The following is a 20,846-nucleotide window of genomic DNA, read 5'->3' as shown; positions in this document are numbered from 1 at the left end:
TGACGCAACCTCAGACCGGCCGACAGTCGGCGCTACGTCCGTCAAGCGAAAGTAACATCCTCAGATGAGGCAATACGCGGGGTCAACCTTCGGCGCCGATAAGGGGTCAAACAGCGCGCCGAATGACACTTCGAGGAGCTAACCGGGGATCACGCGCGTGAGGATGAATGGTCTGGGCCGCACGGATTTGCCATCGGCGGCATGATGCAGGCCAACACTGCTTCCCTTGCCGAAGAATATTTCGCGGCGGCCAATGAGCTGGTGGATAGGATTAGGGAGAAGCGCATTGCGGACTACCAGATAGGCAACGCCGCGCTATTCCTCTTCCTCCGCCAATAGCACGCGTTCTTTGCGGGCATGGACAGTCAACTTGAAACGGATGCGCACGAGCGCAAAGCGAGTCATTCGATGCACGATGCCGGGCGGCCATGGGTTGTCGGCGGCATCCGCATCCGCCCTGCCAACGGCAGCACGCTCATGGCGACGGTGGGCAGCATCGACAAGTACATGGAGCGCCACGTCATCGGTGCGGGCAAGGAGAAGTATCCCGACAACGCTCTGTCGGTCCGCGCGAAGCGAGATAGCCGTGGCCGTCTCGCTTCTGGCGGCATCCTGATCAAGCCCTACGGATCGATTGGCAGTGCGCCGGTGCATACCGTTGTGCGCCGCCAGTTGAAGCGCATGGACGGTCAGAAGCGGAAGCCGTTCCAGATCGTGAGCAACGGCAAGGTGCTGATCGTGCGTCGTCGCACGAAGAAGCGGCTGCCGCTGCAAACGCTCGCGGTGCTTCAGGGCAGTGCGACGATGAATGAGCATTGGGATTTTCTCGGGACCGTGTCGGGCGTCGTCCAGGCGCGCTTCCCGCAGCACTTCTATCGCGCGGTGGTCTGCAGCGACGCGATAGAGGGTCCATGAGCGAATCGACTCCACCGCCCCTTTGGTCGGGAAGGTTCATGAGCGAAATGACTCCCCCTCGTAATAGACGACGCACGGTTCTACTCGCGCTCGCGATCTCGGCATCTTGAGCCCGACGGTCCCCATGGCTCTGGCCGATGAACTGCACAGCGACCAAGATATCTCTTTGCAGAAAATGCAAACAACTCGGACTACGGCCATACCAGCGATGTCAGCCCCTTCGACCAAGACCTCGGGCCTGCTAAGGATCAGCGCGCCGCATTACTGTGCTGGGGCGGACGTCATCGACGGGATCGTGTCAGGCAGTGTCGCGCCGATCATTCGCTACATGCGTGGATGGCGCATCGAGTGCATGATTGTCCCGTCGCCCGTGAAGCTCGTCATGCAACTGTTTTTCCAGTCGCTGAAGCTCCTCTGAAGGGTCGGAGACTGCTGACGGCATGGCTTCATCATCCAGATGATCCAGCACTCGCCGAAGCTCTCCCTGAGGGAGCTGCTCTGAATGGAATGCGGCTTGCGCCTGAATGAAAGCCGACGGGGCGGGGTGATCATCTCGCCTTTCGTGAAGCTCCTCTGCGGATTCGGCATCAAGCAGTCGCCGAAGCTCCCCTGGAGAGAACTGCTCGGGATCAAAAGTAAACTCTTCCGGATCGATGGAGAACGACAGAGCAGGATGATTGTCTCCTAGTCCGTGAAGCTCGTCATGCAACTCTTTTTCCAGTCGCTGAAGCTCCTCTGAAGGGTCGGAGACTGCTGACGGCATGGCTTCATCATCCAGATGATCCAGCACTCGCCGAAGCTCTCCCTGAGGGAGCTGCTCTGAATGGAATGCGGCTTGCGCTTGAATGAAAGCCGACGGGGCGGAGTGTTCATCTCGCCTTTCCTGAAGCTCCTCTGCTGGCTCGTCATCAAGCGGTCGCAGAAGGTCCTCTAGAGAGAACAGCTCGGGATCCAAAGTAAGGTCTTCCGAATCGATGGAAAACGACAGAGCAGAATGATTGTCTCCTAGTCCGTGACGCTCGTCATGCAATTGTTTTTCCAGTCGCTGAAGCTCTCCCTGCGGGAGCTGCTCTAAACGGAATGCGGCTTGCGCCTGCATGAAAGCCGATACGGCGGGGTGACCGTCCTGTTCTTCCTGAAGCTCCTCTAGCCGAGTACCCGCTTGGTGCGGCACGCTGTGCTGCGCAGCGGCGTCGTCGATGCGCCGCGGTTCCATCAGCGCCGCGGTTTCGGGATTGATGAGGGCGACGTTCTGGGGGGAAGGATTAAGCTCAGCGCGAGGGCCGCCGGGTTTCTTGGGCACGACCACTCCCGTCGCCCGCAAGGTGCGGAAATACTCTAAGGATCTAAGGAGTTTCGCAGTATTCCCTCCGGGGTATTTGTGTATGGCACCATCGTCGATCAGCGACTTGCTGTCCAGCCGAGCAACAATGCCCGGTCGGTTATCTTTGAACAGCCAACGGCTATAGTTAATGAGGCGGCTTCCATGCTCATGCGCCCCTTGGCTGCTCATGCCGCCCTCTATGAGGGCGTGCTCAAGCTTCAGGACGACAGCAGCATCCTCGGAATAAAGAGGCCGCTTATCCGGATGCCCTCGGACTATGACGCCTGTTGCTGCAACCCGCGGTGCACCGCTACTTTCTGCTGAAGCGGCGTTCGCGCTTGACTGTCGGTATATCACAACCTCTTCAAGATCGGGCAGCGCCCTCTGTCTCTTCGCTGCTCTCGATTGAGCCGCGTCATGCTCATGATTGATAAGGACCCCTTCGCTTGGCAGGAGATTGCTCCTGGCGCGTGCATCCGTCCTTTCGCCAAGGGATTGTTGGACATCGTTAGATGCGTCTTTCCCTGAGGAGAGCGCGCGCGGTTCCTCGCGAGAAACTAAATGACTGGTGCCATGATACGCACGAAGGACGGCCACCGCTTTCTTCATTTTGTTGTCTTTCGGAAAGAAAGTAGTTGCGTGCTCGAGCAGGGACTTGTGGTTTGCTAGATCGGTCGTCTGGCCGCGAGCGCGGAGATCATTCCCAAGTCGACGAAGTGCCTGAGTATAGCCTCTAACCGTTTCAGGTTTTGGCTTTTTCTGAGCCGCATATTGAGTGATCACGCTATCGATAAAGTTCCGGTCTTCTGTAGACAGATGTGGATAGCTGGAGGGCCTGCTGGCAACGGGAGCGGCCTGGCTTGCGTGGGCCAAGTGCTGCTCAAATTGGCGGGCCTGGCCCGTCTGCGGCTCTTCCGAAGCGGCGTGCTGCACCTGCGACGAAGCTGCCACATTAAATGGATCAAAGTCTTGCGGGTCCACGGTTAGCCTCACGTTCAAGATTACCTGAGCAGGTCTCCTACTGTGGGAAGCTGTCGAGAACCTGACGTGGCCATGGTCACGCAGCGTTCGCACCCGCCAACCTCGGAACCGACATCGCTCGGGATCAGCATCCATGATCTAGCTCTTCGCACCTCTTGCCGGCTTCGAGCATCTCGCAGAGTTGTAACACTTTGGGTCCTGCCAGGGCCCTTCCCCATGCGGGTGACGCGCGACCGCCCGATATCGCTAGATACAAAATTTCAAAAGGCGCTTTCTGTTCTCGGGTCGGTTGCAGGATGGAGGCCCCAGGCGGACCCGGAAAACATCGAACTGGCGATTTTTGACGGGCGAAATTGATATTTTGGTCCGGCGTCGTCTGGCGGACTGAGGGGATACCGAAACGCGCGAAAGAAACAATACCGATTGAGACCGTATAGATCCAATCGGAGCCTTCCTTTCATGATCGTTATCGGCCTCAAGGGCTTTATCGGGTCCGGCAAGACCACCGTGGCCCGCCATCTCATCGAGCGCCACGGGTTTGTGCGCGGCCGGTTCGCTGGCGCGCTGAAGGACATGCTGCGCGCCTACCTTCGCTACCCTCGACGTCGTCGTCCAGATGCTCGCGGGCTTGTGGAGAGAAGGGCGTGCGCCCGTTCCGCTAGATCTCGTTCCGCTGGCGACCGGCCAGGTCCTCGACGCCGGCGCCTTCACGATCGGGTGCTTTCCGATCCCCCACCGCGACACAGACAGCTTCGGGTTTTCCTTCGAAAGTAAGGTCCGTCGCCATCTTCGGCCAGACCGCCTTTCGGCCCTCGGGGTGCCGGACGGTCCCGTGCGCAAGGAGCTGGCGGAAGGAAGGCCCGTTACACTCGCGGATGGCAAGACGATCGATCCCGAAGACGTCCTCGGGCCGCCGGAGGGACGCAAGAAGCTTGTCATCGTTGGCGATACCGAGACTGTCGATGGCCTGGCTGAGCACGTTGGCGATGCCGACGTGCTGGTGATCGAGGCGACTTTTCTCCAACGCGATGCGTCCATCGCCCGCGATTACGGGCATCTTACCGCGGCCGAAGCCGCCACGCTCGCGGCAACGACGGGCGTCAGGCTGCTCATTCTGACACACATTTCCGGTCGCTATCATGATGAGGAAATATTGGCCGAGGCGAGCAAGAGGTTCGCGAACACTCGAGTATCGGCACTGCGACGAAGCCACCATCGAGCGCATGATCGAGGGCGATCTGAAAGAGAAGCCGACGCCCTGGCTGGGTGGCCGGTCGCCCCGACACGCGATGGAAGGGCTCGGTGGTCTTTGGGGCCGCGACCATATGGGTTCGGACTTCTGGATCGGCACCGAGACCGACAAACTCTACATCGAGACCCCGAAGCGCGTCGTCTTCGAGGATGTGAGGCACGCCAATGAGGGCGAAGCCATCGACCGCATGGGTGGATGGGTCATCGAGATCGTCCGCCCCGGCCTTATCCCGCAGGATCATTTCACCGAGAAGGCCGAGCTTGAAGTCAAGGCGCATCGGTCGGTCCTCAACTACCAAGGCGACATGGCGTCCACCTTCCGCCAGATGGACATCGTCGTCGCTGATCTCGCTGCTCGGGCGGATCGGGGGCTCGCATGAAGCTGTCCCAGGCATGCGACTTCGAGCGCCTTCTGAAGCGACGCGACGAGCTGTGCGGAGCGCGCCGCATTGCAGATCACGGCGATGGTCTCGGCGTGACGATCAGGGGCACGTATCAGGACGCCGAGATGGTCGCAGCGGTCAAGGCCGCCGTTGTCGCCGAGCTTAATCGGCGCATCGCGGCCATCGACACCGAACTGACCGCTATGGGCGTCGAGATCGACGAATAATGGGCAAGGTCGTCAACCGGCAAGAGCTTGCGGACATCTTCGGCTATTCGCTGCCGACGATTTCCGCATGGGTCGAGAACGGAATGCCGGTCAAATCTCATGGTGGTCGGGGCAAGCAGTTCGAGTTCGACACTGAGGACGTGCTGAAGTGGCTAAAGCCCTCGGAGCCGTGTGGCCGATAAGCGGTCGGTATCGGGCGAAGCGGACATCGACGAAGATTTATGATGGGGTGGACGCCCCGCCGACGGCATCGATGTGCCAAAGTGGAGGTGTTTAGCACCACTTAAGGGAGGCGTCCGTGTTGCAGGTTAGCACAATCGGTCTGGATATCGCTAAGCATGTTTTCCACGTTCATGGAGCGGACGGGAAAGGACGGGCTGTATTCAGCAAACGGATCAGCCGAGGAAAGCTCTTGGATTTCTTCGCAGCCCAGCCGCGTTGCACGGTAGCTTTAGAGGCATGTGGCGGAGCCCATCACTGGGCGCGTCAGCTCACCCAGCTTGGCCATGAAGTTCGGCTGATCCCGCCCGCCTATGTAAAACCGTTCGTGAAGCGGCAAAAGAACGACGCGATCGATGCCGAGGCGATCTGCGAAGCGGCGCAGCGGCCGAGCATGCGGTTCGTGGCCGTGAAGAGCGAACAGCAACAGGCGGCGGGTCTGGTGTTTCGGACCCGTGATCTGTTAGTGCGGCAGCGAACCCAGCTCATCAACGCGATCCGGGGTCACCTCACTGAATATGGTTGGATTGCACCCAAGGGGCCGTCGCATGTGGCGACGCTTGCCGATCTGATCGAGGAGGAAGCGATGGCCAGCTCGCTTCCCGAAGCGGCCCGCACCATGTTCCGAGTGATGTTGGACCTGTTCGCCGGCCTCAACGGCAAGATCGCGGATCTCGACAAGGAGATCGCGCGACGCGCTCGCGAGGACGAAGTATCGCGCAGGCTGATGACCGTTCCTGGCATCGGCCCGATCTCCGCCACCGCGATCGCCGCTCTAGCACCGCCGGCCGAGACTTTTGCCAAAGGTCGTGACTTCGCGGCCTGGCTCGGTCTCACGCCCCTTCAAAGATCGACGGACGGCAAGCAGAAGCTCGGCGTGACATCCAAGATGGGCGAACGCACGCTCAGGCGCCTACTCATCATCGGCAGTAGCGCCGTTGTCAGCAGGCAAGCAAACCGGGCGCGCCGAAGGGTTCGTGGCTCGAACAGATGCTGGCTCGCAAACCGCGTATGCTGGTACCCTCGCGCGCGTCGCAACGAAGCTTCCAGCCGCGCCTTCTCCTTATCCCAACGCGCCTCTTCGGCTTGCGCTCGCGCCTCGAGAACCTCGACCTCAGCTCGAATGTCGGCAGCATTCTTTTCGTGCTTCTGACGAGCTGCGTCCAAGGCGGCTTGCGCTTTGTCGATGGCGTGCTGCCGTCGCTCGCGCTTCTTCTGCCGAGCCGCCTCTTCCTTTGCATCCTCGCGCTCGCGTCGCTTCTGTTCCTTCTCAAAAGCGAGTGCGGCCTTCCGGTCGGCTGCCGGATCATTGCTCCGCTTTGCATGCTGCTTCCGCGGCTCGTGGCCGGCGAGCTTAGGGCGGCTCGCCTTCTTCGAACCGTCATCGTCGGTGATATCCGTGGGCAGTTCGGCGTGCTCTTTGAACGGACCGCTTGAGCCAACGGGACGCTTGAGAACAACGCCGGGCGCCGACCTCCTATCTGCGGCAGCTTCCCGCAGCCCTAGCGTTCTGCCAACAGATTGAGGAAACGCTTCAGAGCCGGGTTCTCATTGTCGTCGCGCCAATGCGCGTAGAAGTCCACCCGGCTTGGCCCCGCTCCGTCCTGCAACTCCCGGTACACAAGGCCAGCGAAACTTGCACCAATATCCGATTCCATCACTAGACTGAGCCCCATGCCCATACTCGTCAGACTCTTGATGATGCCAAGGCTTACGTCATGGCGCTCTACGGCGGGGCGATCGTCAGGTAGAACGAGCTTCGAAATCAAGAGATCCTCGAGCTCTCGTCCGGGATCATACTCACTTAGAAGGATCTTTTCGTTTACGCAAATCGGTCCAATAGATGATCTCGCGTGCCGCCAGGCAGTGATCCTGCGGCAGCGAGATCAGAATGCGTTCGCTCCAGAGCAGTAGTGATCTGGTGTCTTTTGAAGGTAGACGTCCAGGGCTAACGACAACGTCGACCGTTCCGTTACGGAGGGCAGTCATCAGACCGAAGCGAGAGCGTTCCATCGTTGCCAATTCGAGCCGTGGTAGCAGCTTCTTGAGCTCACCTATCGTCGCCCGCAAATTCCCGGTCGAAATGGATGTGCAGAAGCCAATGGTAAGGAGACCGGATTCGCCGCGTCCATTGGATACTCCCGTGTCGACGAGCGCATCGACTTGTTCCAAAATCAAACGGGCAATTCGCAGAACTGCTCGGCCAGCGAGAGTGGGCTTGATCCCCCCGCTCGAGCGGTCGAACAGCGAAGTCCCAACCAGATGCTCAAGCTGACCGACGGAACGGCTCAGCACCGTGTGCTTGATCGAAAGCACTTCGGCGGCGCGTCGAAAGCTTCCGTAGTCGCAAGCAGCAACGGCCAGTCGAAGCTGCTGAAGGTCAATAGCTCTGGCCGCGTTCCGCCGATTCTTCCTAATCTCGATTTCGGTCATGTTCAGAGCTCGATAGCAAACCGCAAAGAACATGACGTCCCCGCTCTAGGCGGGACGTATGTCTCGCTTGTCGCCGCCACGGAGGTAACTTCGACGGTCTCCGCGACGGGCGCCGCGAGCCTCTGTCGCAAGCTATCAACCTCACGACGAAGCCGCCCACCCCCTCACTGTAGGCGGCTTACATTGGCTGGATTCGAGCAGCGATAGGATTACGGCGGCCCGGCGCAAACCCGCTGGATCAGAAACCGCCGCGCAGACCGAATCTCTCGCGAAAGCGACACCTGGAAAAAAGAAGCAGCCGCAGGAGCGTCACCGTAGCGACGGCCCCCAAGAACGGGCCTTTAGGGTGCATGGTTTCGTCAGCTTGCCGAAAGCTAGATCTCCTACATTGAGCCCGGAGATCGGGACGCGATTGTCGCCTGTTTACTAGGGCGCAAGTTGCTCTTTCCGAGGTTCACATGATTCGTGTCTCAAACTTGCGGGCCTCTGTGCTGCTTGCGCCAGATCTGAGCTGGGCTGCATAGATCTGCAGCTTGATTCCGAATGGAGAACGGTATGGACGGCTCGCACTTCAATCCTCGGCAGGTGAACCCATCACTATCAGGATCGGCTCCGCAGAATGCCGAGATTCCGCCGGGTCAAGAGTCGGACGACGCGAGCTCGCAAGCGAGCTTTGAGCAGCTGCTCGAGGAATTGCCGCACGCTTCGTCAGAGGAGAGCGACCAAGGGATCCGGCGCACGGATCTCCTCCGCAGCGACGGCAGCCGAGCGGGGAAGCGCCCGAAAAGTTGGGCGTCGGTCGCATTCCTTCCTGACTCGTCAGCTTCTCGAAAGCCGCCCCTACGAAAATAAAGCCTGAAATGACCCATGCTGGAGGGGAACAGATGAATATCGATCCACCAAACACCGCAAAAGACTCCATTGAAGCTGACGATCTCCTGCGGCAGCGGCAGCGGGCGCAGCAACAGCCGGGCGACCTGAGCGCACAAACCAGCTCACCAGCACACCCGTCCCCGGATCAAGCGAACTTTGAGCAGCAGCTGAGTGAGTTGCGGCCAATCCACCGAACATCGGATTCAGCTGTCGCTTTGATGGATTCCGGGATTGGATCACCCTCGACCATGACGAAGGGCACTCTGAGAGCGTGCGCTATCCAGGAAAGCGAGCGGTGCCCGGCCGCTTCCTTTGTCAGGGGGCGCGCCGAACTTGCCGGATCGCTAACCGGAGCGAACGTTAAGGCGCTAAAGAACGAGATCAAACTCGCTGCGCAGCGAGCAGTACAGTGGCCACGAACCACCGGATCTTGTGCCGGCAGTGTTGACGGCGACCGCATCTTCGACGACGTGGTGGCATCATCGTATCTGCCGCTGCACCGTTTTCAGAACGAGGACATCGATTGCGAGCCCCTCCTAGAGGAGGAGGTGAGTGCCATCGCGCATGTGCGTTCCTTAGCGGATTTGCGTGCTCACGCGACCCCGCATGTTTCAAAGGCTGCTATCTGCTCGGACGACGAAAGAGAGGACGAAATTGATATGGCGCGCCTCGCTGCATGGCATACCAAAGGCCTTAGAGAGAGTGCTTTTGTGTCATTGTGCCAGGACCCCTCACGACTGCTCCTTTCAAAGGACGACAGTGAGAATGGCGCGAAGGCGATTGCAAAGAATGCTAAGAAGCTGCACACCTACACGGTACCAAGCGTCACCGCTTGGCCGATCAAAAAAATCAACGATATTTTAGAGCGTGGGCATGCTCCCGGAGATGAGGAGCTGCGAGATTGGGTGAGGGGAATACCGACCGAGGAGACCGAGGTCTTGTTTCTGGGCGGCAATCTAGCTGACTATCGGACAGCCATCGTAGATAATCCGAACACGGCTGACGCACCGCAAGATGGTCCGCGCATCAAGAAAGCAAGGGTCAGCTCCGATACGCCCGAGATGATGGCGGACTCTCGAACTCTTTGCCCCTCGGATTCCAGCCATCAATCTTCGCAGTCCTGACGAGCTATCGCCTGTGGTCGAATCGGCCGGGGTGGCGCGCCTGCTTTCAGTTATCTGGAAGTCGAGCGTGCCGAACGCGTGCGCGTCCGATCCAGGCGCATCAGCAGTTGAAAGAGGAGCTCGGGCTTGATCACGCGAGCATGTCTTCGGCGGGCGCGACAGGATGTCCGGAATGGACCGCTTGCGGGGACGCCCTCGCATTGCGAGCGGCCAGATCAGCTTGACGCCGACCGGGTCCACCTTCAGGTGACGAGGGATGCCAACGGCCCAGGCCAGCCCGCGTCGTGCCCCCTTGCCGAAACGGCGCACTGAGGCTGTATCCTGTATCGGCCAGCGGAACCGAACCGCACGCCGGCACCATCGCGCGATCAATCTCGGCCAAAAGCTTGGATCGTGGGGTTCGGTATTCGACTGGTACGCCGCCGCGCTTCAAACTTGCGGTATCGCTGGTCCAACTCTCGGGTAGGAAGAGACGCAATGCGATCATCGCTGGTACTTCACCGCGCACAAGCGTCAGCGACGCCAACGTTGGGCAATTGCCATTTTGCCAACGCCCGAGGCATATTGAGCCGCGACACTGACCGAGTGTTCGCCCCTCTTCGTCAGCGAGGTGTCGTCGATAACCGGCACCGCATCATCGCCGCCGACGAGCCGGTCGGCCTGATTGAGCAGCTCTGTCTCTAACGGCTTCGCATCCCAGACGCCATCAGCGATGAAATGGTGCAGCTGATCGTATTCGCGCGCTGCAGAGCGTTACGCCATCGGTTGAATGTTTTTGCGCTCACCAGGGCCGATCAACCCGGCAATGTAACGCGGACACATCTGTCGCCGCGCCTTATGACCCAAGCGATCCAGGAATGGCTTCAGCCAAGGCTCGAGCTCGTCTTCGCAATCCGGCGTCGCGTTCCCCATGGTCGGCCCTCCAAAAGCCGACTTCCTCTCAATCGTCGAAAAATCGATTCGGGATCTTGAGGGTTCTGTGAGGTCGCGTGGCAGGCGGGAGCCGGGCGCGGTGGCGCGTGCTCATAGAAGCCGGATTGAATGAGCCGCTGCCACGCCCGAGCCGGCGAAATTGAAAACCGATGATCTTAGACGATCGCCAGGCTCAAACGCATGCACAACGGCGCGACGCGGCAGGGATGTTGCTAGTTGGGGTAGGTTGTCGAGGGTATGTGCTGTCAATGGGTTAGGAGTGGCGGAAAGGCCATCCGTGACAACCCTGGCGCGAGAAGCCCGGTAACGGCCTTCAACGAGGGAATTGCAGAGCGGCGCCGCGGCACGTCCCTTGGATGAAGCGATGTCGTTGGTGGTTCTCATTGTTCATCCGACTGCACGGTTCTATTCATTCCAAGCGCCGCCTGCCGATGGCAAGAAGATTGTTGGTTGTTAGCACCACTCCCACTCCAGCAAAAATTCAATGCGCGCCAGCGGCTTGGTTCTATCTTCAAGATCAAATTTGCAAGCTTCCGAGGCCTCAAGCCGCAAAAGCTTGCAATCTCAAAACCGTTGTTGCTAGGAAATTGAATCCGCGATCAAGGCCTAAAGGGCACTTCACGGGCGACGCATTAACTTCACGGACGCGCCACTCAGCCATCGGCGTCAGCGCTCCTTAATCCAAATCCGCATTTCGCCTTCGCCGCGGTTAGCCCAGCTGAACCATGGAATGAATGTCAGCCGCTGCGGTTGTAGCTGTCCAGGCACTTTGTCGTACTGACAAAGTGCCGTTTCTTCAGAATGCGTGTGTTGCAACCGGGACCCATCAGCCTGCAGCAAAATCTTGTCGAAGAGACCAGTACCTTCGACAAGCGAAAACCGGCTTTCTGCAGGAAGCCAAAGGTTGTGTAACTCGGGCCCGTTGTCGGCTTCTTCCACACAATACATCAAAGGGCCGCGCTGGATAGCCACCTTGCCGGCCAAATTGCGAAGTTGCGGATGACCGTATACGCGGCGTACTTGCATCGGCAGCGATAGTTTGACGCGATCTCCCTGCCGCCACGTGCGGTGAATGTGCAAATAGCCCTTACGGGGCTCGCAATGGACAGGTTCGCCGTTCAGGCTCACCGCCGGCGCGCTGCACCATTCCGGCAGGCGCAGGGCGAGCGTGTGGGCGATCGGCTGTGCAGATTCCACGGCGATTTCAACCTCGTCCCTCCAAGGATAGTTGCCGCTCATGAGCAACCGCAGGCGTATGCCCGCCAACCGATAATGCCACGCTATTGCCAATGTAGAGATTGATGTAGAGCGCGTCGGAGCATGGCGTATAGATGTAATGACCAATCGATGTGAAAAGGCGTGCGATGTTCGGCGGACAACACGCGCAGCCAAACCAGCGTTGCCGCACCGGCCTGACATGATTGTAGATGCCATTGGACCGCAGCGTTTTGGGATGAACTTCGAGCGGGTTAACATAGAAATAGTGACGCCCATCGAAAGCGATACTGCCCAGAACCGTATTATAGAGCGCGCGCTCCATCACGTCGGCATAGCGACTGTCCACTTCCATCTCCAGCATACGGCGCGCCAACATCATCAGCCCAATCGACGCGCAACTTTCCGCGTACGCGATACGTTCGGCAGATCGTAATCGCTGCTGAACGCTTCGCCGAAGCTTTGCGAGCCGATACCCCCAGTGATATAGATCTGGCGCTGCACTATGTTTTGCCATAGCCGCAGGCAAGCCTGGCGTTGCTGCTCGTTCTGACGCAGACGCGCGAGATGAGCGACCGCAGTCATGAGGTATACAAAACGCACCGCATGCCCGGTTGCAGTCCGCTGTTCCGAAATTGGCAGGTGCGCCTGGCTATAGGCCTTATTTTCACCGTCCAGGGCATGCCATGTGATTTGACGTCGCAGGATTGCCGGCGTTTCTCGTGTTCAATGTCATAGAAGTGCGGCTCGGTGCCCCGTTGCTCCACGAAATAATTGGCTAGCGTCAGATATCGCTGCTCCTGCGTCACTTCGTAGAGGCGCGTCAATGCAAGTTCAATTTCTGGATGGCCATCATAGCCGTGTAGCTGATCGCGCTCCGGGCCGAAAACTGTGGCGAGGTGGTCAGCAAGTCTGCAAACGACGTCCAGCAGGCGTCGTTTGCCAGTAGCCAGAAAGAAAGCGATGCCCGCTTCAATCAAGTGGCCGGCACAGTAAAGCTCATGGCATTCGGCTAGGTTGCTCCAGCGCTCCTGAGGCGCCTTTAGCATGAAATAGGTGTTGAGATAGTCGTCGCCGCATTGGGCGGCCGCAATCAATTCAATCAGCTCATCGGCGGCTTTGTCCAGGTCCGGATTGGGTGTCTGGCACAGCGACCAAGCAGCCGCCTCTAGCCATTTTGCGACATCACTGTCCTGAAAAACCGTGCCGTAGAACTCCCCCTTCGCACGTCCGGCGGCAATACGGAAGTTTTCTACCGCGTGGCTCGGTGTCGCTTGCGGATTGCGGTCGTTGAGCGCGTTCCATTGGTAGGGAATCGCCACTTCCCTCACCAAGTGCTGGCATTTCCCAATCAGCGGATCTGAGACCTGTAGGTCGTGAAGGTTGACTTCGGCCACATCCCGCTGATTCATCTCGTTTCTCCTTCGTGTGGGGCGAACCGGCGCCTAGCTCAGGCAAGCCAGCTCGCCATGATCGTTGTTGAGGTTGCGGCCCCGAAATTGGCGGCTGCGCAATCGTATTCTGCACGCGAACGTTGAAACGCTAGAAATGGAAAAGCTGCCCCCATGCCGCTGGATGGCGTAGGGCTCATAAAGGGCTGGTCAAACCAAGCTTCTTTCCAATCCCCTACCGCTGAAATGTCATGCAACCATCACGCTGGAGCTTGTGTGATCACAAGCGCCGGTCCGCCTAAGCCTCGCCGTCAAGCCAGCCGATCTTGCTCTTCAGGAATCGAAAGCCCAGCAATCTCGAACCCGGCCCGCTCCCTATTGTCCCGACCGTAACCATGACCGCCCGCCGCAGGCTCGTAGAAATAGGCCTCGTAGCCCATCGCCTGGAGCTTCGCGGCCATCTTGCGCGCGTGTCCGGGATGAACACGATCGTCCCGCCCGCGGTGGCGATCAGGATCGGCGGGTATGTTTGGCCGCGTTTGGCGGCATGATACGCGGAATAGGTCTTGAGCCACTCCCAGTGGTCGAGCTTATCGGGGTCCCCATATCGCAATCCAGCTTGCCCCTGCCAGAAGCTTGGTGTAGCGGCGCATGTCGATCAGCGGGATCGTGTAGACCAGCGCGCCGAAGCGTTCCGGATAGCGCGTCAGCATATTGGTGATGAGGATGCCGCTGTTCGATCCGCCCTGGGCTGCGATCCGCTTCGGCTCCGTGACGCCACGACGCACGAGATCGGCGGCAACGGCAGCGAAGTCGTCGTGCGACAATTTCTTGCCACTGAGACGGCCGGCATCGTGCCAGCGCGTGCCGAACTCGCTACGGCCGCGTAGATGCGCCTGGACCGTGGTGCCGCCGCGCTCGAGCCAAAGCTTGCCAAGCGCTGAATTGTAGGACGGCCTCATCGAGATTCCAAAGCCGCCGTAGCCGCTCATATGGACGGGCGCATCGCCCGTCTCGCCGGCCGGACCGGTCCGTACGTAGGGGATGTGCTCGCCATCAATCGAAATGGCCTCATGTTGGGTGACCACCAGCCCATCCACGGTGAAGGTCTTCGGCGCCTGCTTGAGCACGGTCGGACTGCCGACATTATTCTCGATCAGCATAAGCGAAGCTGGCGTGAGCGGATCCTGGCTATCGACGAGCAGGTCGCCATTGCGTTCGGATGGGTCGCTATCAAGAGGCCAGACCTGGACTATCCCTATGTCGGGGATCCCGCGCAGTCGCGCGCGGCTCCACCCTTTATCGGATGGCGAGCAGATCTCGAAGAACGGCCGCAGTTCGTTGAGGATGGAAAGCACAAGCCTACCGGCACTCCAAAAGAGCCCCTGCAGCGCCCGGCGTGGGCTTGGTTCGAAAAGAACCTCGAACTGACGGTTGCCTTGAAGGAAAGCGGCCAAAGAGATGACGAGCACCGTATCCGCGGCATAGGTCTGCCCTGCCACAGATCAGGGCTCGCGCGGTCTGATGGCGAGCCAGTCGCGATGGGTGGCAGAATTGAAGGCGTCCACCTGATCGACGAACCACAGCCGTGGCGGCACGACGGTGCGCTCGACATTGCAGCCGGCTTCAACATGATCAGCTACGACCTCAAAGATCACTTGCGCTTGATCCGCCTGCGTACCGCGCCGCCATATCCTCACTGTACGCGCATAGCCGGAGGTCGTCGCCATGCCCTGCCTATGAGAGCTCGACAGCACCAGCGTATCGGGATCGAGCCGTTCAACCGCGCTCTTGGCTTCCGGCAAGACGAAGCTATCACCGACAAACGTCTACGTGTCGGTATCGAACTCACGCAGGGCGACGGCATCACTGCCGCCGCGCGATAGGCTCAAAATCGTTCGTCTATGACTCCCCTGCGGCCAGACCGTCGCCCTCAGAAGCCGGTCTTCGCCTTCGCTAACCGCGAGCTGATCGATCTCGAGCAGAGCTTCCCATGACGGCTTTGGCGTGCGAAATTCTTCCAGAGTGGTTCGTCGCAAGAGGCCGCGCGGATTGTTGGCGTCCTTCCAGAGATTGTAGAGATAGCTGCCGCGCCGCCGGACGTAGGGAATATTGTCCGGCCGATCCGATCGTAAATCCAGGTCAGCGCGTCGCGATCCCGCTCGCCAAACACCTGCAGCGTCTTGCCATTCTGCCGCTCAACAAATTTCAGCGCCCGCGCGCCTTCGATCTGTTCCAACCACAGATAGGGATCATCGTCTGGAGCGGAAAGCGTCGGCTTTGCAGGTACTTTGTCGTCGCGTTTGCTTTCACCACGCTTCACTCCATCGCCATTGACGCGCACTCCCGACACAGCACCGCATCAAAGCTTTTCACATATTGCATCCGCAGTTCATTGCGGTGGCGGCCGTCGAGGCTGATTGCCATGTGTCAGTCAATTCCATCAATTGCTGAAGTTGGTAGTTGACTTGGGCGCGCTCTGACGCATTTGGCAGGACCGCACATCCTCAAGGCTTCAACCCCAAACTGCCCGTGGCAACTTCATCTCGATGCGAGCTCGGCTTTCCTTGCCTGGGGGCGACTACCGAGCACCTGGGCGACACCGCCCCACCCCAAGTGGCCGCGCTCACAACGTCCGTACCTCTGGATCAAGGTAAGATCGAGAACTTGGTTGCTGAGGGCCGAGACCGTTCTTGCAGCGCAAAGAGGCGCTTGCGGTACGAGCTACACCGAAATTGCTTTCATCACCCTCGCCGCCGGGCGAATCTGGCTATCAATTGAGTCCACGCGCTGGGGAACCTACCGTGCGGATCCCACGCCGCAACGCGAAAGGGCACGCTCGCGCCCATGCGGCGGCAGAGGCTTAGGATGCTCGCTAACATTCGGCACGGCCCTAACGGCCCCCTTTCAGTCGAACTGCCGGCCTGGCCGTTGCGCTCTGTTGGGGTCCTATGCGACTGGCCGTATGGGTTCTAAAAAGGGTTTGATGGGCCGCCTCGATCGGCTAGCTTCTCAGGGACACCGTTCTTCGGCGTCATAAAAGTCTGGAAAGTCTGGAAGCGCGGAAGTGGCTAGGCGTACCATCGAAATCTATCGCTCAATTAGCTTAAAATGCGGTCTCATCGCGCAACCGGCAGCGGCGGACCTCAGGACGAGCGGAAGCAAAGCCGAGTCAAAACGTTAGTATAGTTTTCCAGATCCTTGGGATAGGTTATTTATTTAGGCCAGGCTGATTTACCAAGTTCGGGCGCCTTACCAAGTTTGGACCCCTTGCCAAGTTCGGACCCTCACGAAGCTCGGACGCTTAGTCGCGCAGCGTGTTTTTGGTGGCATTGTCCTGGCGCTGGTGACAACTTCCTTGTACTTTCATACCCATTTCGCCGCGATGGCGTTCTCTTGTTGGTAGTGGTCTTGCGGTTTTCGCTATGGGCAGCCTCATTGTATCTGCCATGCTTTCCATCTTGTCCATCGCTGTTTTGGCCTACTTCTTTACGCCCCCTACTTCCAATCTTGCATTCGATGCTCCGCAAGATCTTCCGGTGGTTGTGATTCTCTTTGTTGCCTTGCTTGTCGGAACCCACCTCATCCGAAAAGTCCGCCGGGAAAGGGCGGCCACGCTTGAGGCCGCAGCCAAGCTCCGGCGCAGCGAGGTTGAGTTGCGAGATCGAGAGAAATGGTGGCGCGAAGTCTTCGAGCATAACCCGGTCATGTACTTCATGGTCGATGCCGCCGGAACGGTCCTGAACGTGAACACGTTGGGCGCAACACAGCTCGGCTATTCGCCCTCGGAGCTCGTCGGGCATTCCGTTCTGAAGGTCTTTCTGGAAGAAGATCTTACCCTTGTTCGCAAATGCCTTGGGCTATGCGTTGAAACCGTCGGCCAATCCCACACTTGGGACATCCAGAAGGTCAGGAAGGATGGCGCGGTGCTGTGGGTGCGGGAAAACGCCAAAGCCATGCATTGGGCAGACGACCAGCTCATCATCCTCATCGCCTGCGAAGATATCACCGAGCGAAAGCGGACGGAAACTGCCCTGCGGCGGAGTGAAGCCCATTTGGCCCAGGCGCAGGAATTGAGCCGCACCGGCAGCTTCGGCTGGAACGTCGCCACCGGCGAGGTCATCTGGTCAAAGGAGACCTTTCGCATTTTCCAACACGATCCGGCGACAAAACTGAACCCGCAACTCGTCATTGATCGAGCCCATCCAGAAGATCGGGCTGCCGTGCGACAGACCATTGATCGAGCGCTCCGAAACCTAGAGGATTTCGAGCACGAATACCGACTGCTGTTGCCGGACGGCTCGGTGAAGCACCTCCACGCGCTGGCACGAGCCATTAGAACCGCATCTGGCGATATCGAGTTTGTCGGGGCAGTGACGGACATTACGGCTGCAAAGCAGGCGGAACAACAGCTTCGCCGTAGCGAGGCCTATCTGGCCGAAGCACAGCGTCTCAGTCACACGGGCAGCTGGTCCTGGGACGTCCACCGTCTCGAATTTGTGTATCGCTCCGCCGAAGTCGATCGTCTGTTTGGCTTCGATCCGGAAGAGACTGTATCGATAGAGACCATCCGGTCGCGTATCCATCCAGACGACTTGCCGCAGCTTCGGGAAGTGCCGCGCCAGGCTATCGAAGACAAGGGAGGGCACTTCGAATATGATTTCCGAATCCTTCTTCCAAAAGGCGCGATAAGGCGCATACATTCCGTTGCGCACGCTGTGGTCGGTAGCGATGGCAACGTCAGCGAGCTCATCGGAACGCATATGGATGTCACCGAGCAATACGCAGCTAGGGAACGGCTGGAAAAGGCTCTTGCTGACTTGCGCGAAAGTGAGCAGCGCTTTCGCGACTACGCCGAAACGGCCTCCGACTGGCTCTGGGAGACCGGGCCGGACCACCGGGTCACCCGCTTTTCGGGGCACACCAGCGCAGCAAGCATTTTGGCCCCGGGAGTCGTCGGGCTGCTTCGCTGCGAAATTGCGGGCGATGTCGAAGCGGAATCTGAGAAGTGGCGGCAGCATCAGGCGACAGTCGACGCGCGACTTCCATTTCGCGATTTCATCTATCGCACCGTCACCCGGACCGGATCTCCAATTTACGTCCGGACCAGCGGCAAGCCATTCTTTGATGCTGACGGCAATTTCCTCGGCTATCGCGGCGTCAGCACTGACATCACCGCAACCATCCGCGCAGATCAGGCTGAACGAGAACTGCGGAAGGCGCAGGCGGAGCTCGCGCACGTGACACGCGTAACGACGCTGGGCGAGATGACCACCTCCATTGCGCACGAGATAAACCAGCCGCTGGCCGCCATTGTCGCCAATGGCGAGGCTTGTCTGGGTTGGCTTGATCGCGAAACTCCTGATCTTTCCGCCGCGCGCTGCTCAGTGGAATGGATCATCGAGGACGCCATCCGGGCGAGCGAGGTGATTCGCCGCATTCGCACGCTAGCCAAGAAAAGCGAGATCGAGATGGTGCCGCTCAATATCAATGAGATCGTCAAGGAGGTTGTCGCGCTGGTGACTCGCGAGCTGGTCAGCCACCAGGTGTCGTTGCGGACCGAGTTGGCGGCGGCCCTCCCCATGATCCTGGGTGACCGGGTTCAACTGCAACAGGTGATCATGAATCTGGTGATGAACGGGATTGAGGCCATGCAAACAGTCAGAGACCGACCGCGCGAACTGGTGATCCGGTCATCCCAACACGATCTGGGAGGCGTGCACCTCGCCGTGACAGATTGCGGCGTTGGGATCACCGAGGAACACGCTGACCAGGTATTCAACCCCTTTTTCACCACCAAATCAACCGGCCTTGGAATGGGCCTTTCGATCTGCCGTTCGATCGTGGAGGCTCACGGAGGGAGCCTGTCGATTGCCTGCAAGCAGGAGTCGGGCGCGACGTTTCAATTGGTCCTGCCGTTGCATGAAGAGGTCGTGTCGTGACCGGGCGCTGTGACTCGCCGCGCGGAGGCGCGCAAGCGGAGAAGCCGAGCGGAAGAGCGATCGTCTTCGTGATCGACGACGACGTCTCGATGCGTCGTTCGCTCGCGAATCTTTTTCGATCGGTAGGCTTGGACGTTGTTGCGTTCGGATCGGCGCGAGAAATGCTGCAAGCCAAGCTTCCGGATGTTGCCAGCTGCCTGGTCCTTGACGTCAGGCTACCGGGATTGAGTGGCCTCGAGCTGCAGACTGAGCTCGCCAAGTTGAACCTTCGCATTCCGATCATTTTCATCACTGGTCATGGCGACATTCCCATGACCGTCAAGGCCATGAAGGGCGGAGCGGTCGATTTTCTCACCAAGCCGTTTCGCGATCAGGAGCTGCTTGACGCCGTGGTCGCCGCGACCGAACGGGATCGCAAAAGGCGGGAGGTTGAGAAGACGGTTGCCAACCTGCAGTCCTCGTTTGAGGCCTTAAGCCCACGCGAACAGGCCGTGATGAAACTGGTCACTGCTGGGCTGATGAACAAACAGATAGCCGCAGAGCTCGGGCTGGCCGAAATTACCATCAAGATCTACCGCGGACAGGTAATGAAGAAAATGGGCGCACGGTCGCTGGCCGATTTAATCAGAATGGCTGAGCCCCTGGGAATTCGTCCCAACCGGCCGGAACAAGCCTAAGTATGACTATACAATTTCATCTCTCAAGCCCACCCTTGACCCAGCCGACTATGCTTCGGCAATCGCCTTTTCTGCGTTAGGAGGGGTCGTTTTGTTCACGCCTTCGCTCATTTCCGTGGTCGATGACGACGGCTCCGTCCGTGCTGCGATAAATAATCTTTTGAAATCCCGCGGCTACATAGTCCATACATTTGCATCCGCTGAGGAGTTCTTGCGCTCGCCACACCTGAATGAAACATCGTGTGTGATTGCGGACGTGCAGATGTCCGCTATGAGCGGCTTGGACCTGCTGACACATATGCGGGCCGAAGGTTGCGATGCTCCATTCATTTTCATCACTGCCTTTCCCGATGATCGCGTTCGCGCCCGGGCGCTGAGCGCGGGAGCGATTTGCTTGCTGGCCAAGCCATTCGCAGGACAGCACCTGATCAGGTGCCTACATACCGCACTGGATAAGCATCGCGGCGGAGCTAACGCGTGAGACGATGAGCACGCAGTCTGCTCAGTTCGGTGCTGATCTGTGGGCGGAACCGCGCGCTTCGCAACACCGCAACGTCGATGAAGACCTCGGCCTCGCATCGCAACTCGTAACCAGTCGTTGGCGATCGGGCTCCCCTATTGATATTTTTCCGGTATTCGTCACTGGCTTGCGGCGGGGCTCCATCACCTACGGTCGCGAACGCTTTGAGATTTACGACGAAGCCACTTGCTCGACTAACCTCAGTTTCAACTGGTCGTGGCCACCCTAGAGGCGGCCCATATCTCAGGCATTGCTAACAGCAGCGATGATCTCGGCAGGCGCTCCTGTTCGCGGCGAAAGTTTGACTCTGATGAAGGCGCGCTCCTTCACGGTGCTTGGCCCAGATTGCTGAGTGTAACCAGTCGACCGTGAAGAACCCGGATTTCAGCTTGGGAGGAGCTGAAGTCGGCGGATGAGCTGGACGAGGATTTGGCGCAG

The 20,846-nt window shown here is 59.0% G+C and carries 12 protein-coding genes and 7 pseudogenes; 12 read left to right on the top strand and 7 right to left on the bottom strand.

What is annotated here, in order from left to right:
* The first annotated feature begins 201 nt into the window (after nucleotides 1-201).
* Nucleotides 202-339, top strand: a complete 138-nt coding sequence (locus AC5ZG1_RS41500) for a hypothetical protein (RefSeq protein ID WP_245287665.1) — start codon at nucleotides 202-204, stop codon at nucleotides 337-339.
* 69 nt (nucleotides 340-408) lie between these two features.
* A complete protein-coding gene (locus AC5ZG1_RS41495; protein ID WP_245287664.1) occupies nucleotides 409-915 on the top strand; it encodes a hypothetical protein in 507 nt (168 codons plus the stop codon).
* A 298-nt stretch (nucleotides 916-1,213) separates the two neighbouring features.
* Here AC5ZG1_RS41495 and AC5ZG1_RS41490 read toward each other — a convergent pair whose 3' ends face one another.
* Nucleotides 1,214-3,220 carry a hypothetical protein gene (locus AC5ZG1_RS41490; RefSeq protein WP_496136306.1) on the bottom strand — a complete coding sequence of 669 codons (2,007 nt, stop codon included), beginning with the start codon at nucleotides 3,218-3,220 and terminating at the stop codon, nucleotides 1,214-1,216.
* A 595-nt stretch (nucleotides 3,221-3,815) separates the two neighbouring features.
* On the opposite strand from AC5ZG1_RS41490, the pseudogene AC5ZG1_RS41485 reads away from it, so the two are divergent.
* The 6 genes and pseudogenes from AC5ZG1_RS41485 to AC5ZG1_RS41460 all read left to right on the top strand — a co-directional run.
* Nucleotides 3,816-4,418, top strand: a pseudogene (locus tag AC5ZG1_RS41485) (MBL fold metallo-hydrolase); the annotation flags it as partial.
* A gap of 25 nt (nucleotides 4,419-4,443) precedes the next feature.
* Nucleotides 4,444-4,851, top strand: coding sequence for a hypothetical protein (locus tag AC5ZG1_RS41480; RefSeq protein ID WP_051397283.1), 408 nt, complete (start codon nucleotides 4,444-4,446; stop codon nucleotides 4,849-4,851).
* Nucleotides 4,848-5,081: a hypothetical protein gene (locus AC5ZG1_RS41475; protein ID WP_035692697.1), complete on the top strand. Its 234-nt coding sequence runs from the start codon at nucleotides 4,848-4,850 to the stop codon at nucleotides 5,079-5,081. The genes AC5ZG1_RS41480 and AC5ZG1_RS41475 overlap by 4 nt, the downstream gene beginning before the upstream one ends.
* Entirely contained in the window at nucleotides 5,081-5,263 is a 183-nt protein-coding gene (locus AC5ZG1_RS41470) for a terminase small subunit (RefSeq protein WP_028168835.1), read from the top strand. Before AC5ZG1_RS41475 ends, AC5ZG1_RS41470 begins: the two co-directional genes overlap by 1 nt.
* Nucleotides 5,264-5,379: 116 nt before the next feature.
* A pseudogene (locus AC5ZG1_RS41465) lies at nucleotides 5,380-6,320 on the top strand (IS110 family RNA-guided transposase); the annotation flags it as partial.
* Between the two features lie 153 nt (nucleotides 6,321-6,473).
* Nucleotides 6,474-6,737, top strand: coding sequence for a hypothetical protein (locus tag AC5ZG1_RS41460; protein WP_394570349.1), 264 nt, complete (start codon nucleotides 6,474-6,476; stop codon nucleotides 6,735-6,737).
* Between the two features lie 65 nt (nucleotides 6,738-6,802).
* Here AC5ZG1_RS41460 and AC5ZG1_RS41455 read toward each other — a convergent pair.
* Nucleotides 6,803-7,733: pseudogene (locus AC5ZG1_RS41455) on the bottom strand (LysR family transcriptional regulator).
* An 884-nt stretch (nucleotides 7,734-8,617) separates the two neighbouring features.
* Here AC5ZG1_RS41455 and AC5ZG1_RS41450 point away from each other — a divergent pair.
* Nucleotides 8,618-9,730 carry a hypothetical protein gene (locus tag AC5ZG1_RS41450; protein ID WP_196237435.1) on the top strand — a complete coding sequence of 371 codons (1,113 nt, stop codon included), beginning with the start codon at nucleotides 8,618-8,620 and terminating at the stop codon, nucleotides 9,728-9,730.
* A 133-nt stretch (nucleotides 9,731-9,863) separates the two neighbouring features.
* On the opposite strand, the pseudogene AC5ZG1_RS41445 reads toward AC5ZG1_RS41450, so the two are convergent.
* The 5 genes and pseudogenes from AC5ZG1_RS41445 to AC5ZG1_RS41425 form a co-directional block, all read right to left on the bottom strand.
* Nucleotides 9,864-10,642: pseudogene (locus AC5ZG1_RS41445) on the bottom strand (IS701 family transposase); the annotation flags it as partial.
* Between the two features lie 687 nt (nucleotides 10,643-11,329).
* Entirely contained in the window at nucleotides 11,330-11,902 is a 573-nt protein-coding gene (locus tag AC5ZG1_RS41440) for a glycoside hydrolase family 127 protein (protein WP_210164753.1), read from the bottom strand.
* Nucleotides 11,868-12,514: pseudogene (locus AC5ZG1_RS41435) on the bottom strand (beta-L-arabinofuranosidase domain-containing protein). Before AC5ZG1_RS41435 ends, AC5ZG1_RS41440 begins: the two are co-directional and overlap by 35 nt.
* On the bottom strand, nucleotides 12,460-13,290 hold the full coding sequence (locus AC5ZG1_RS41430; protein ID WP_210164751.1) for a beta-L-arabinofuranosidase domain-containing protein: 831 nt from the start codon (nucleotides 13,288-13,290) through the stop codon (nucleotides 12,460-12,462). Before AC5ZG1_RS41430 ends, AC5ZG1_RS41435 begins: the two are co-directional and overlap by 55 nt.
* Before the next feature lie 277 nt (nucleotides 13,291-13,567).
* Nucleotides 13,568-15,592: pseudogene (locus tag AC5ZG1_RS41425) on the bottom strand (prolyl oligopeptidase family serine peptidase).
* A 1,008-nt stretch (nucleotides 15,593-16,600) separates the two neighbouring features.
* On the opposite strand from AC5ZG1_RS41425, the pseudogene AC5ZG1_RS41420 reads away from it, so the two are divergent.
* The 3 genes and pseudogenes from AC5ZG1_RS41420 to AC5ZG1_RS41410 all read left to right on the top strand — a co-directional run bounded on the left by AC5ZG1_RS41420 (nucleotide 16,601) and on the right by AC5ZG1_RS41410 (nucleotide 20,369).
* Nucleotides 16,601-19,211, top strand: a pseudogene (locus tag AC5ZG1_RS41420) (PAS domain S-box protein).
* Nucleotides 19,208-19,888, top strand: coding sequence for a response regulator transcription factor (locus tag AC5ZG1_RS41415; RefSeq protein ID WP_028168833.1), 681 nt, complete (start codon nucleotides 19,208-19,210; stop codon nucleotides 19,886-19,888). The pseudogene AC5ZG1_RS41420 and the gene AC5ZG1_RS41415 overlap by 4 nt, the downstream one beginning before the upstream one ends.
* Nucleotides 19,889-19,979: 91 nt before the next feature.
* Entirely contained in the window at nucleotides 19,980-20,369 is a 390-nt protein-coding gene (locus AC5ZG1_RS41410) for a response regulator transcription factor (protein WP_028168832.1), read from the top strand.
* Nucleotides 20,370-20,846: the final 477 nt, after the last annotated feature.

This window comes from Bradyrhizobium sp. Leo78 (genome assembly GCF_059512425.1).
This window is presented reverse-complemented; position numbering and strand designations above follow the sequence as displayed.